General features: G+C 41.6%; 10 protein-coding genes. 9 read left to right on the top strand and 1 reads right to left on the bottom strand.

Annotation, left to right across the window (positions count from 1 at the left end):
* Positions 1–418: 418 nt before the first annotated feature.
* Both GS399_RS18970 and GS399_RS18965 read left to right on the top strand, forming a co-directional pair.
* Positions 419–982, top strand: coding sequence for a hypothetical protein (locus GS399_RS18970; RefSeq protein ID WP_160846238.1), 564 nt, complete (start codon positions 419–421; stop codon positions 980–982).
* Positions 983–1,485: 503 nt separating this feature from the next.
* Positions 1,486–3,951 (top strand): DUF5686 and carboxypeptidase regulatory-like domain-containing protein, encoded by a 2,466-nt coding sequence (locus GS399_RS18965; protein ID WP_160846237.1) that lies wholly within the window; start codon positions 1,486–1,488, stop codon positions 3,949–3,951.
* Positions 3,952–3,996: 45 nt separating this feature from the next.
* Here the strand turns inward: GS399_RS18965 and GS399_RS18960 are convergent, their stop codons facing one another.
* The gene (locus tag GS399_RS18960; RefSeq protein WP_160846236.1) at positions 3,997–5,025 is read right to left on the bottom strand and encodes an acyltransferase family protein; all 1,029 of its coding nucleotides are present in this window, start codon (positions 5,023–5,025) and stop codon (positions 3,997–3,999) included.
* A gap of 164 nt (positions 5,026–5,189) precedes the next feature.
* Here GS399_RS18960 and GS399_RS18955 point away from each other — a divergent pair, with 164 nt between their 5' ends.
* The 7 genes from GS399_RS18955 to GS399_RS18925 all read left to right on the top strand — a co-directional run bounded on the left by GS399_RS18955 (position 5,190) and on the right by GS399_RS18925 (position 14,989).
* Positions 5,190–5,534, top strand: coding sequence for an MmcQ/YjbR family DNA-binding protein (locus GS399_RS18955; protein WP_160846235.1), 345 nt, complete (start codon positions 5,190–5,192; stop codon positions 5,532–5,534).
* Between the two features lie 92 nt (positions 5,535–5,626).
* Positions 5,627–6,163 carry a GNAT family N-acetyltransferase gene (locus GS399_RS18950; RefSeq protein ID WP_160846234.1) on the top strand — a complete coding sequence of 179 codons (537 nt, stop codon included), beginning with the start codon at positions 5,627–5,629 and terminating at the stop codon, positions 6,161–6,163.
* Between the two features lie 94 nt (positions 6,164–6,257).
* On the top strand, positions 6,258–7,214 hold the full coding sequence (locus tag GS399_RS18945) for an MBL fold metallo-hydrolase (protein WP_160846233.1): 957 nt from the start codon (positions 6,258–6,260) through the stop codon (positions 7,212–7,214).
* 198 nt (positions 7,215–7,412) lie between these two features.
* Positions 7,413–8,387 (top strand): oxygen-dependent tRNA uridine(34) hydroxylase TrhO, encoded by a 975-nt coding sequence (trhO, locus tag GS399_RS18940; RefSeq protein ID WP_160846232.1) that lies wholly within the window; start codon positions 7,413–7,415, stop codon positions 8,385–8,387.
* Positions 8,388–8,390: 3 nt separating this feature from the next.
* Complete coding sequence (locus GS399_RS18935) at positions 8,391–8,762, top strand: DMT family protein (RefSeq protein WP_160846231.1); 372 nt, start codon at positions 8,391–8,393, stop codon at positions 8,760–8,762.
* 62 nt (positions 8,763–8,824) lie between these two features.
* The gene (locus GS399_RS18930; RefSeq protein WP_160846230.1) at positions 8,825–11,707 is read left to right on the top strand and encodes a triple tyrosine motif-containing protein; all 2,883 of its coding nucleotides are present in this window, start codon (positions 8,825–8,827) and stop codon (positions 11,705–11,707) included.
* A 270-nt stretch (positions 11,708–11,977) separates the two neighbouring features.
* On the top strand, positions 11,978–14,989 hold the full coding sequence (locus GS399_RS18925) for a SusC/RagA family TonB-linked outer membrane protein (RefSeq protein ID WP_160846229.1): 3,012 nt from the start codon (positions 11,978–11,980) through the stop codon (positions 14,987–14,989).
* Positions 14,990–14,999: the final 10 nt, after the last annotated feature.

Below are 14,999 nucleotides of genomic sequence, written 5' to 3'. Positions count from 1 at the left end.
TTGTTTATAAGGATGATAAAACCATCCTTATACAACCAAAAACGGGTGTATAAGGATGATTTTCGACCATCTTATTTTACGAATATAATTTTTTTCAAAGCTCATCAAAAGGACTCCTTATTTTTTGTAGGAAACTGCTGCCGACGTGGGTGTAAATTTCGGTTGTTTTACTGCTGTTGTGGCCTAAATCGAGAAAATACAAACCGCCGATGTAATTCGTTAAAGCCCGCATAAAACACCATTAAATCACATTATTTGAGCTTTTGCGGGAAACACCCTCCTTCATACCCGTTAAAACACCCTAAAATTTAGGGTGTAACTATCCCAATTTCAACCACGTTAAAAATGGACGATTAGACGCTTATCATGGGTTGCTAATCAGAATTAACCAATTTTTTCACTTAAATTCTTATCAGGAATGGCACAATCAAAAAACAACATTGTGACGCATGGCCTCAGCGGTAAAGTAGGCGATCTGCTGGTTTTCAGCCAGCGTAACGGAAAAACAATTGTGGGGAAGGTACCAACACACAGCGGCGAAAGCACAGAAGGTCAAAAACAAGTGCAGCAAAAATTTCAGCAGGCTGTATTTTATGCGAAGGCCGCCATGGCTAACCCGGAAACAAAGGCGATGTATCAGCCAGAGGCTAAGGATGGAAAAACAATTTACAATGTCGCCATCGCCGACTTTTTCGACGCTCCCGACATCCAAACAGTTGATTTCTCCGCCTACCACGGTCAGCCTGGCGACGTAATCAACATCCAGGTAACTGACAGTTTTAAAGTAAAAGCTGTAAGCGTAACAATCACCAATGAGGACGGAAGCGTAGTGGAACAAGGCGAAGCACAAAGCGCATCCGACGGTTACAACTGGTTGTTTACAGCTACACAGGTAAACGATAGTCTATCAGGCGATAAGATTACCGTTCGCGCAAAAGATATGGCTGCAAATTTGTCAGTTAAGGAATTGGCGGTGTCGTAGCCCGGTCGAACAGATGTCGAACCGGTGTCGAACAGATAGAGTTTGAAAAACCCTGCCAATTTGACAAGATATGCGAGCCGCTCATAGAAATGGGCGGCTCGTTTAGTTATTACATACTTTGACCGACATGTACACCTGCGGTTTACCAGAAAGTTGCCCGCAGATGAAATCACTAACTAAATGCTACTAATCGATGGTATAATTTATTTGTACAGATGTTCTGGGTAAGTCACTACTGTCGTTTTGTTTGAGTACACCAGGACCACCATTCTTGCCCAGTAAAATCTGAGCATTTAACTTTAGTTGCCTATATTATCTATTTCCGTTCACTTTTGATATACCCATTTCGCCTGATGCGAAAATTGGACGGCAAAAATATGGAATTGAATGCAAGAATGGCGAAGGAATTGAAACGTCTCAGAGTCTAGTCTTAACATACTTTAACAATTTACGCCTTGGTTTTCGGCGTCTTTTCACGATTTTAGGGGAAACCATTCATGCTGATGCCCTCAATCTCAACCTTAATCTCCATCTTAATCCTAACCTTATTTAACTCCCTTTCTTTCGCACAAACTTTCCGCATCACCGGTAAAGTAACCGACCAGCTTAAACGGCCCGTTGCATTCGCAAGCGTTTACAGTAAATATCCCTCAATCGGCACTTCGGCAAACAGCGAAGGCGAGTTTCAGCTAACATTGAAACCCGGTAACTATGAGCTGATCTTTAAAGCCGTCGGTTATAAAATGGTAATTAAGCCGGTGGTTTTGCAAGGAGATCAGCAATTAAACGTCGAGCTCTATTCGGAAAATTATCAACTGAATGACGTAATTGTAAAAGCTTCGAAAGAGGATCCTGCTTACGAGATTATTCGTCACGCAATAAAAAAACGGAAGACTTACCTGCACGAAGTAAAAGCTTTTACAGCCGACGTCTACATAAAGGGTCTGCAAAAGTTGAAAGATGCACCGAAAAAATTTTTGGGCAAGAGTATCGATGAACTTGGAAAAGAGATCGGCTTAGACTCCAACCGCCGTGGAATCATTTATCTTTCAGAGTCGGAATCGCGTTATTCATTTACGGAACCCGACCTGGTACACGAGGAAATGATCTCGTCGAAAGTATCGGGAAGCAATCGAGCTTTCAGCTTTAACCGGGCATCTGATATGCAGGTGAATTTCTACGAAAATTACCAGGATTGGACTGGCCTGAGCAACCGGCCACTCGTGTCGCCGATTGCGGATAATGCCTTTTTATACTACCGCTATAAATATATTGGTGCGGTAAATGAAAATGGCGAAACAGTTAATAAAATACAAGTAATTCCGAAGCGGCAGCATGACCCGGCATTTTCAGGCTTTATTTATATACTCGAAGACAGCTGGCGGATTTCTGCTCTTGATTTGACGATAACGAAAGACGCCAATATAAATTTTGTAGACACGCTGCAGGTAAACCAGCAATTTTATCCGGTGACGGATAAGATATGGATGCCCTCGTCAACCAAGTTTGAATTCAGCGGCGGCGTATTCGGATTTAAGTTTCTGGGATACTTTATTGCAGTTTACAGGAGCTATAACTTGCATCCGCAATTGGCAAAGAAGGATTTTAACGAAGTGGTGCGTATCACAAAAGATGTTGCAAAACGCGATTCATCATACTGGCAGCAGGCGCGGCCGGTGCCACTAACGGCTGAGGAACGCACCGACTATCAAAAAAAGGATGCGCTGGCGAAAAGGCGGGAGTCGAAAGTTTACCTTGATTCGCTGGATAGTGCCGGCAACCGGTTTAAGCCCTTGTCGTTCTTATTCGGAGAAGGTTACTCTGCCAGGAACAGGTATCGTAAAGAGAATTTTCACATCAATTCGATGCTTCAGTCGGTTCTTTTTAACACTGTGGAAGGTTTCGCATTGAATGTTGGTGCCGGGTATACCAAACAAATCGACACCTTGAACAACCGGTATCTTAATTTAAACGGCCATTTGCGCTACGGGTTCTCAAATAAATTATTCAGTGCCAACACAGATGGAAATATCCCGCTAGGTAAAGCCACTATAGGTTTCAGGCTCGGATCGGACGTTGTTGATCTAAATAACACCGCTTCCATACCGTCACTTATTAATGGTATTTACTCATTGCTGGCAGAACGGAATTTACAAAAGCTTTATCGCAGGCAGGAGATCGCCTTAAATTATTCACAACGTATTGCAGGCGGACTAATAGTTAACGCAGGAGCCGCATATGCCGACAGGCGGACGCTTTCAAATACATCCGATTTTAAAATTATAGACATTAAGTCGCGGGAGTACACTTCCAACAACCCATTCCACCCCGATCAGGACGTGCCGCTGTTTCCGCAAAACCAGGCGTTTAAAGTAAGCGGCCGGTTGAGTTATGATTTCAGCAATAAGTATGCTACGTACCCGGCGGGAAGGGTTTACCTGCCATCTAAATGGCCAAAACTTGGGGTTAGTTACACACAGGCTTTTAAAGGATTTCTCTCTTCCGATACGAAATACAGCCAGTTAAGTGCTGACCTTTCTAAAGAATCGATTCACACCGGAATGTATGGCAGCTTTTCTTTTTTCGTTGGGGCGGGGAAGTTTTTGAATCGCGATAACGCGTATTTCCCGGATTATTTTCAGTTTAAATCGAACGAGGTAGCTATCTTACGTGAAACACTTAATAACTTTCTGCTGCTGGATTACTACCTGTACAGTACGCCTGACAAGTATATTGAAGGCCATGCCGAGCAGAACTTTTCAGGGTTCTTCCTAAATAAGGTTCCGTTGATACGGAAGTTAAAGTTGCAGGAAATAGTAGGTTTTAATTATCTGAGCACGCCAATTCTTAACAATTATAGTGAGCTTACAGTCGGTGTTCAGTACCTCGCATTCCGGCTAACTTATGCGTGGTCCTTCAACCGTGGCGAAAATCAATCGCAGGGAATCAGGGTTTCAGCGCGGTTTTAGGTGTAATACAGTTTCTGCCAACTTGAAGTTTGCGTACAGTTTTAGTTAGATAGAACTCAAGCTTGTATTGGACTTAAGCTTGGTTTTGGGTTTTCGAAATGGATACTCAAATATCCACGACAGCCATTGGTTTTTTCGTGCAATGTTTGCAATGACAACAGGTAGAAATAATCCGGCCGTCACATCTGCAATGATATGAATTACCGGGTTTGAGACGTTGAATATTTTCAATAAAATAATCCTAGATCCGGAAGTAATTATTAAATGAGCCAAATAGATTTCAAATGAGTAATTACCTAACAGACCAAGGATGTTCTTTTTGGTCAGAAACATAGACAATTCTATTATCAGCAGCGATCCCAGCAACTGAGGTAGTAGAATTTTTAGTAATAGCTTACTCATCAATAATGAGTTTAGATACAAATATTCTGATACGATAAACAAAACAGTGATTATTGCCAGATTTAGATATGTCGCTTTTTTAAACATCTTAATAGTGTCGATGTGTCTTGCAAATATTATCCCGATACCAAAGAAAACGGCGTGCATTACGGTTTTTTTGAATGGACCGTAATTGATGTTTAAATTCATTAGAATAAGACATAGGATGACGTAGAACCAAACCCAGTTTTTATGAAGCAATGAGTCTAAAAAAATGCATATTATATTGATTATGAAAAGCGCATATAAAAACCACATGTGAGCCCGGGGATAAAAAAGGCAGATGAACAGCTCTTTTGATGTAATTGCGTGATTGGTGTACTTTGATAATAAAACCTCTGCTGATGTTTGAAATAATGACCAAATTATAAATGGATAAACTAACGTTTTAAACTTTTCGACGATTAATCCTAAAGAACCTCTTTTCGAAAGGCTTTTCTCAAAAAAAAGGCCTGACAAAATAAAAAAAAGGGGCATGTGAAAACTATATACGAAAAGGTCGCTCGCAGAAAAAAAACTGGGATTCAACTGAATAGTTGAACTTGAAAGCCCCCTTAAGCAATGGCCATATACAACTAATACAATGCCGATACCCTTCGCATTGTCAACCCATAGTAAGTGATTGTTATTCATGGATTGGTGCCTTACCAAGTTTATATATAGTAAAGCAATGAAATTTAAAATTTAGTTGACTGCTGCTATGTACAATTTGATACGAAATTGTGCATTTTAAGGGATTATAAATTTCGTCGTATTTCTCCAATTTGCTATATGTTAGCTTTGATTATCTTACTAAAATGAATTCATCTGAAGATTTTAAAGCAATTTGTTTGTTGTTTGATCAAGTGGTTGAACTTCCACACTTCGAAAAAACATCGTTCCGTGTTAGCGGAAAGATATTTGCGACGTTTGATGAGCAAAAGGCTACGGCTTGTATAAAACTCAGCGAAGTGGATCAGTCTGTGTTTTGTGACTGCAATAAAGACGCAATCTATGCGGTTCCAAACAAATGGGGCAAACAGGGTTGGACAATGATTGATCTGGAAAAGGTTAATGACGAACTGCTGCATGACGCGTTAAGAACAGCTTATTGTACCGTTGCACCTAAAAAGTTGGCGGACATATACAAGTCTGCTGAATGAAATTAATGTCGATAAGAGCTGTGATATAATTGTTAAAAATTTAAATACCTCCGCTTACCTTAAAGCAAGCTACGTTAAGTTTGTATCTGACTATGACCTTTTCAATTCAACCAATACTCCAGAATGACCGGGCCGTTCTCTATCCTTTAAAACCGGATGATTTCGATGCTTTGTACGAAGTAGCTTCAGACGAAAAAGTCTGGGAGCAGCATCCTAACAAAGACCGATGGAAAAAGGACGTCTTTGAAACTTTTTTTGATGGCGCCATGGCCAGCAAGGGTGCATTCAAAATTATTGATGGCGCTTCGGGAGAGGTGGCTGGCAGTACACGTTTTTACGATTACAATCCGGAAGACAACAGCATTTTCATCGGCTATACTTTTTACGGAACGAGGTTTTGGGGTACCGGGTTGAATCTTGCTGTGAAGAGAATCATGCTTGACTACATATTTCAATATGTAAATGCAGTATATTTTCATATCGGCGCAACGAACCTGCGTTCGCAGATAGCTATTGTCAGATTGGGTGCGATTAAAGTGGGCGAACAAACGGTTGCCTATCATGGTGAAACGCCAAAACTCAATTTCGTTTATGAGATTAAGAAAGAAAATTGGCTCAACAATGAATAGAGAGTCCATAATCTAATGGCGGAACATTCAAAGTAAATCTTCGCCACTAAGTTGTGGTGCTGCAAATTACTATCATGAAATCTTAGCTTTGCGTATGCGTTTTATCCTTATTTTGCTTCTCACAGCTTTCAGTAATATTTCCATTTACGCTCAATCCGTTTTAAAGCCCTCCTTTAAACTTATCCCGCTAGGGGTTTATGGAGGATCCGATGAAAGCAATCTATCGGCTTATATGCTGGCGCCGGTGGGTTCGAATAACTACATTTGTCTGGATGCAGGAACGCTTCGTTCGGGACTGAAAAAAGTTTCTGAAAATCATGTTGTCAATGCGCCTGCTGAAGTGATATTGAAAGATTCAATTAAGGCCTACCTGATTTCTCACCCTCATCTTGATCACCTAACAGGATTGGTCATTAATTCGCCGGACGATGCGTCGAAAATAATTTACGCCCTGCCTTACACCATCGAGGTATTTAAAACGCACTATTTCAGCTGGAAAAGCTGGGCAAACTTCGCCGATCAGGGAGAAACGCCAACTCTTAAAAAATACCATTATAAGCCACTCGGTGTCGACAGTACAACTGCGATTGAAAATACTGAGATGAATGTCCGTGCATTTCGTTTAAGCCACACCAGCACATCGCAAAGCACAGCTTTTCTGGTAAATAATAAAGACTCGTACTTCCTTTACCTGGGCGATACCGGCGCAGACCGGATTGAAAAGTCGGGCAAACTCGATACTTTGTGGAAAGCCGTGGCTCCCTTTCTGAGAGCTGGAAAGTTAAAAGGAATTAGTATTGAAGTTTCCTATCCCAACGAGCAGCCGGAGAAAAACCTTTTCGGACATTTAACACCTGCGCTACTCATGGAAGAACTAAACAAACTAGCTGACCTGGCCGGCCGCCAACGAATGAAAAATCTGAAAGTTGTAATCGCTCACATCAAGCCAAACGGTGATAATGAAGCGAAAATCCATGAGCAGCTAAAGCAGTTGAACAAATTCGGAGTAGATCTTATTTTCCCGGAGCAAGGGAAGGAGATTTGGTTCTGAGTTGACAAGTCCGGAAGTTATTGGTCCGGAAGCTGTGACGCCAATACTTCCGACTTCGGTCTTTCCGACTTCCTAACTTTCCGTCTTTAGGACTTCCTAACTTTCTGAACCTCCACTAACCAAACCCCTTCCAAATTTCACCGCTAAAACTTATCTTTGCCGCTCATTTAACGCTGTTTGCAGCAGCATCGATGATTTATGAGCAAGTACCAAACCCTGCTGTATTATTGTTACAGCCCTATTGAGAATGCGGAAGGTTTCGCCGCGGAACACCTGAAATTTTGTAAGTCTATCGGACTGGTTGGTCGTATTATAGTAGCCGACGAAGGTTTGAATGGAACTGTTTCCGGTACATCTGAGGCGTGTTATGCCTACATGAAAGCGATTCATGCTGATGAACGGTTCGCTAAAACTGAGTTTAAAATCGATAATGTTGATGAGCCGTCGTTCATCAAAATGCATTGCCGCTACAAATCAGAGATTGTTCATTCCGGTTTACGCGATCCTCACATTATAAATCCCAATAAACAAACCGGCAAACATCTTGAACCGGTTGATTTCATGGAAATGAAAGACCGGGATGATGTGGTGATTCTGGATGTACGTTCGGATTACGAACATTCCTTGGGAAAATTTAAAAATGCAATAACTCTCGATATTGAGAATTTCCGCGATTTTCCAGCCAAGATCAATGAGCTTGCTAAATACAAGGATAAAAAAATCCTGACCTATTGTACAGGTGGTATTAAATGCGAAAAAGCTTCCGCATTGTTGTTACATGAAGGCTTTAAAGATGTTTACCAGCTGCATGGCGGAATTATCAAATATGGAAAAGAAGCCGGTGGGAAAGATTTTGAAGGTAAATGCTACGTGTTTGATAACAGGGTGGCAGTAGACGTCAACTCTGTTAATCCAGTTACCATTTCCACTTGCCGGAACTGTGGTAAAACCACTTCTAAAATGATCAATTGTGCAAATCCGGAGTGTAACGAGCATTTCACCCAGTGCGATCACTGCGGCGAACAACTTGAAGGATGCTGCTCAACCGTCTGTCAGGAACATCCGCGCAAGCGTGTTTACGATGGAACTGGTTATTATGTGAAAGTTCCTCAGCCAGTTAACACTGAAAAGGTTAAGAGCAAAACAACGTTTGAATTGACGGAAACTGAATAACAGATGAGAGGCCTGTTTACTATCGTGATGTTGTTTATTTCAAATGCCTTCATGACGCTTGCCTGGTATGGCCACCTTCGTTTTAAAGATATGGCCTGGAGTAAAAGTCTGGGCCTTTTTGCTATCATACTCATAAGCTGGGCAATTGCGTTTTTTGAATATTTGTTCCAGGTGCCGGCCAATAAGTTTGGATTTAAAGAGAACGGCGGTCCCTTTAACCTGCTTCAATTAAAAGTTCTGCAGGAAGCTATTTCTATTACTGTCTTTTTAATATTTGCCGCACTGGTTTTTAAAACTGAAAAACTAGCCTGGAATCATTTCGTAGGGTTTATATTTATACTGCTGGCTGTTTTCTTCATTTTTAAGAAGTGGTAACTTACGCAATTACGATTTAAACTAACTACAAGCTTTCCTGTTTACTGAACAAGAGTTGTAGCATGAATAAAGCCTTTTGCGCCTTCGTTGCAGTTTTACTGACCCTGAACCTTGTCTATGCAGCTGATATTCAAAGTATCGGCGTTCCATATATTGAGAATTTTTCAAAATCTGTTTACCAGGCTGGCAATCAAAACTGGTCGGTGGTGAAAGATGCAAGCGGCGTAATCTATTACGGAAACTCACAGGGGCTGCTCAGTTATGACGGTCGTTACTGGCAGTTATATAAAATGCCCAATCATCAGATCGTAAGAAGCGTGGCGACTGATAATCACGGAAAAATTTACACAGGTGCTTTCGGAGAATTTGGTTACTGGAAAAATGATAAGTCAGGCAAGTTTGTTTACCATTCGCTCATATCACTAATACCGAAGCAATATGAAATCAAAGACGAGGTTTGGAAAATTTATGTGGATCGAGAGCGGGTATTGTTTCAGTCGTTCGCTACTATTTTTATTTACGAAAAAGGAAAAATTACCACGGTAAAAGCAGAACAGCCTTTCCTGTTTTTATTTAAGGCGGGCAGCAAATATTTTGTAGAAGTATTGAGCAAAGGGCTTTATGAACTTCATGAGGGAAAACTCAATCTTGTTGCTAACAGCAGTATATTGGGTAACACGGGCATTTTGTCTGTGCTGCCGTTTGGTAATCGCTACCTTATCGGGACCGCAAAAAGCGGCTTGTTTATTTATGACGGCGCGACGGTTAAACCCTGGAAAACGCAGGCTGATCAGTTTTTGAAAACTTTCCAATTAAATAATGGCTCTGTTATTCTCGGTAAATATTTCGCTTTCGGGACGATACTTAATGGAATTATTATTCTCGATCAGAACGGACGCATTGTGCAGCAGATTAATAAATCGAGCGGACTTCAGAATAACACGGTTCTGAGTTTATATACCGATAATAACTATAACCTGTGGGTCGGTCTTGATAATGGAATCGATCGCGTTGAGATCAATTCACCGTTGTATTTTTATTTCGATAAAGTAGGGCAGTTCGGTACGGTTTATTCGAGCATTATTCATCGGAACAAGATCTATATCGGAACGAACCAAGGGCTTTTTTACAGCGATTGGAATCCTGATGTTAACTCTTTTCAGACATTCCGGTTTAACTTGATTCCAAATTCGCAGGGTCAGGTTTGGGATCTTTCGCTCATCGACGGGCAATTGATCTGCGGTCATAATGACGGAACATTCAATGTGAACGACAAATCGTTTGAAAAAATATCGTCGATAAACGGAGGTTGGATGATCACCCGTCTGAAGTCCGATCCTAACTTGCTGGTGCAGGGAACTTACACAGGTTTGGTTATCTATAAAAAAAATTCCGCTGGCCGGTGGATATTTTCGCACAGGATTGAAGGTTTTACCGAGCCCGCAAGATATGTTGAACAGGACAACAAAAAGCAGTTCTGGGTAAGCCATGCCTACAGGGGAATTTACAAATTGACACTCACAGATGATTTGCGTTCGATTCGTACGATCAGGTATTATAACAGAAAGAATGGTTTGCCCGACGGTTACAACATCAATGTGTTCAACCTTGACGGGCGGGTTGTCTTTTCGTCTGATAATGGGTTTTATGTGTATGATGATCTGACAGATAAGTTCAAACCCTACCAGGAGCTCAATCATCTGCTAGGATCTTTTTCGGTATCTAACAAAATTATCCCGGCCTTAAACCGCAAGTTCTGGTTTATTGATCATGGCAAGGTGGCGCTGGCTGATTTTAACGATCCGGAAAAACCGGTGGTCGATTCCAGTCAGTTTACAATTCTCAACGGCAGGATGGTTCAGTACTATGAGAACATTAGCCGCATAAACCCTGGTCTGTATTTAATCAGCGTTGACGATGGTTTCGTTATTTTCAACGAAAGAAGCCAGTCGTATTCAACTATTAAGCTCCCAAAGGTATTGATCAGAAGAGTCGAAAATACTGCGAACCAACCCGAACTTCTTTCGGAAAATTTTGACAGCCGGCAAACGATCGTTTTACCTTATAGTAAGAACAGCATACGGTTTACCTTCTCACTACCGTATTACCAAAAGGCCAACATTAAGTTTCAATATTGCCTGGAAGGATACTCGGGTGGCTGGTCTGAATGGACTACGCAAACACAAAAGGAATTCACCAATCTGTCCCGCGGAAAGTATGTGTTTAAAGTGAGAGCCAAGATAAACGAAGGGCAGATTAGTGAGGTTTCCATAGTAAATTTTAATGTCGATCCGCCTTGGTTCGCTACCATACCGGCATTTATCGTATATGCTTTATTGACAGTTGGCTTGTTCTTCGCCTTAAGAAAACTTTACAGTCGTAATTTGGCGAAACATCGCGATGAAATCGAACAAAAATTGCAGGTTGAGCAGGAGGAATACCGGCGTCGGGAAATGCAGGCCACCGAACGAAGAATCGTCGAATTAAAGAACTCGCAGCTTGAAGCGGACATTGCGAGTAAGAACCGGGAAATTGCCAATTCCGCTATGAGCATTGTATCAAAAAATGAACTGCTCGAAAAGCTACGGCATGAATTGAATCATCTGAAAGACGAATCGGGGAAGCACCTTTCTGAGAGCCAGCTTAAAAAGATCCACAAAGTTATCGATGAAGGGATGAATGATGAGCGCGACTGGAACCTTTTTGAAAATAGCTTTAACGAGGCGCATGAAAACTTCTTTAAAAAGCTTAAAGGCTCGCATCCGGATTTAGTTCCTAATGATCTTAAACTTTGTGCATACCTGCGGATGAACATGAGTAGTAAAGAAATGGCTTCATTACTAAACATCACTGTAAGAGGGGTGGAAATAAGGCGATATAGGCTACGAAAGAAACTCAATATTGCACATGATAAAAACCTTACCGAGTTTCTCATGGAGATGTAGACACTACATCATTGCCTCTCATTATACACCTTTTCTTTTCCGGACTTTTGGTTTGGTGATTATTAAGTAAACTCTGGAAAATACAAGATTAGCGTTATTAAAGGCTGTTTTTAATGATTGTCATAGTATGTGTATCTCATACACATAAGCCCGATGATGTAGTAAAGTTGTGGTGTTTCTCCTTTCACACTTTAAACAATTACGATCAATTTTGGCTTAATGATTCAGACAAGAGTCGAAACCAATTATTTATTTCTAACCAAATTAATCATGAGAAAAGTTTTTACCAACCTTACCGGTGGGGTATTGCTCTGTATCTTTTCCATTGTTCAATCATTCGCACAAAACATCGCTGTAAAAGGTGTTGTGACTGATGCCAAAACAAAGGAGACGCTTGTCGGAGTAAGTGTACGGGTTAAAGGAGTAACCTCAGGAACCTCTACGGGTGCCACTGGCGGTTACGCGATTTCTGTAGCTCCAACTGCCACCTTAGTTTTTTCCTACATTGGTTATCAAACGCTTGAAGTTCCAGTTAGTAATCGAACTGACATAAACGTCCAACTTGTTTCATCAGCAACCGAGCTTCAGCAAGTTGTTGTGGTAGGTTATGGAACGCAAAGAAAAGTAGATGTAACCGGCGCTGTTGCCCAGGTGAAGGGCGAGGAAATATCAAAGCAATCTACACCAAACGCCGTTAGTGCACTGCAGGGTAAGGTGGCCGGGGTTCAGATTACTAATGCAGGAACGCCCGGGTCGTCGCCGCAAATTCGAATCCGCGGGCTCGGAACGGTATATGGCAACGCTAATCCGCTATATGTTGTAGACGGAGCCTGGTATGATGACATTAGTTTTTTAAACCCGGCAGATATAGAAAATATGAGCATACTGAAAGATGCTTCAAGTGAATCAATATATGGTATTAGAGCGGCAAATGGTGTTGTTCTTATTACTACCAGGAAAGGTAAGGGCCAGCCACGGGTTAGTTATGACGGATATGCCGGTTTTCAGCACGTTACCAATCTGGTTAAAATGGCTAATGCCTCGCAATACGCCACGCTGATAAATGAGCTAAACTCACAGCAGACCTTTGCAAATCCCTCATCGTTTGGCGATGGCACGGATTGGTACAATGTAGTATTACGAGATGCCTTTACTACCAATCAATACCTGTCATTTGGTGGAAGTACGGAAAAGTCATCCTATAACTATTCGGTTGGCTATTTCAAGCAGGATGGAATTGTAAAAAACAATGATTACAGCCGCGTTACTGCCCGCTTGCAAAATGATATTCAGGCGGCGAAATTTTTAAAAGTGGGATATAACGCGGTTTTACAAGGAAATAATACTACTGATATTCCTCCGGGGATAATTGGTAAAGCTTATACAGCCGCACCGGTGGTCCCGGTATTTTATGCTGACGGTACTTACGGTGATCCTGCTGATTATCCGATTGGTAACGTCCCTAACAATCCGCAGGCGCAACTGGACTTTTACAACCAGAAGTCAAAAAACTACCGCGTAACCGGTAATGTATATGCCGACGTAAAACTCATGAAAGACCTGACATTCAGATCAAGTTTCGGTGGTGAATTTGGCGATGGTGAAGTTCGGGCTTACAACCCGGTATATCAGGCAACGACCTACCAGTTTAACAAAATCAGTTTATTAACGTTAACTAAATCTCAAACCCGCAACTGGATCTGGGAAAATACGCTGACGTATGATAAAACGCTTGGCGATCATAAGTTTACTATTTTGGCTGGTCAGTCTGCTCAGCGATATAAATCATATAGTTCGACCGGAACTGCTCAGAATGTTCCTTATAATTCGGAAGGGGACCTTTATTTGGCCTTAGGAACAAGCGATACACGATCAATTACCGATCAGGGTGACTTATCTACTTACGAATCGTATTTCGGACGTGTAAATTACTCTTTTAAGAATCGTTACCTTATAAACGCTTCACTGCGTGCCGATGGCTCCTCCAAATTTATCGACGACCAGCGCTGGGGTTATTTTCCATCAATTGGTGTCGGCTGGGTGGTCAGCGATGAAGACTTCATGAAAGATCAAAAGTTTTTCAGCAGTTTGAAGTTAAGAGGAAGTTGGGGAAAAGTAGGTAATGCATCCGTGCCGGCCAACCTATCTACCTTGACGGTAAATCAACAACCACAGTTCACCGCAATTTATGGCGGAGTACCAGCAACAGGCGCCAATATTACAACGATTGTTCCCCCGGTAACGTACTGGGAAAGGGGCGTTGGTACAGACATTGGCTTAGAAACATCATTTCTGGACAGTAAATTAACTTTTGAGGTTGATTGGTACAACAAGAAAACTGAGCAGGCTATTTTCCAGATTCCTATTTTAGGCTCGTTAGGAACAACCGGCAATAATATTCTTGGAAATCAGGCCGATTTTCAAAATCGGGGATGGGAATTTACAGCCGGATGGAGAAATAAGATTAACGACGATTTTTCTTACAATTTAAGCGGAAACTTTAGCATTAATAATAACAAAGTTTTATCTGTTGAAACGGGAGGCACGCCAATTTACGCTGGCGGAGCGGCAGCAACGGGAGGTCAGTTAAGTACTCGTACCGTTGTTGGACAACCTATCGGTCAGTTTTTCGGGCTTCAGGTCGACGGAGTTTTTCAGAATGCCGCCGAAATAGCAGCATCAGTCCAGCCCTCGGCTAAGCCAGGCGATTTTCGCTATCAAGATACTAATTCAGATGGCAAGATTGACGCTGCCGACAGGGTAGTTTTAGGGAATCCAAATCCGAAATACACCTTCGGTTTAAATACAGGATTTAATTTTAAGGAATTTGATCTTGCTGTTGACGTACAAGGCGTTGCAGGAGTTGATGTTTATAATGCCAATAAAGGACTGCGTTTCGGTTCGGAAAACTATTCCGAAGACTTTTTTAATAATCGCTGGCATGGTGAAGGAACGTCAAACTCTTACCCTTCGGCTAACATTGGTGGAGGGGAAAATTACAAGCCGAACTCATGGTACGTAGAAGATGGAAGTTATGTCCGTATCAGGAATATTCAATTGGGTTACACCTTTCCATCTGCGTTACTGTCAAAATGGAAGATCCAACGGCTAAGGGTTTATCTAAATGCCCAAAATGCCTTCAATTTCTTCAAGTATAACGGTTTTACCCCTGAATTGCGCATAACGGACGCCGTAACTCAACCCGGCATCAATGCCGGAATTGACAATGGCATCTATCCATTATTTGCCACGTACAATTTTGGTTTGAATCTTACTTTTTAAGCTTTACGAC

This window comes from Hufsiella arboris, from assembly GCF_009834875.1.
GTDB lineage: Bacteria > Bacteroidota > Bacteroidia > Sphingobacteriales > Sphingobacteriaceae > Hufsiella_A > Hufsiella_A arboris.
This window is presented reverse-complemented; position numbering and strand designations above follow the sequence as displayed.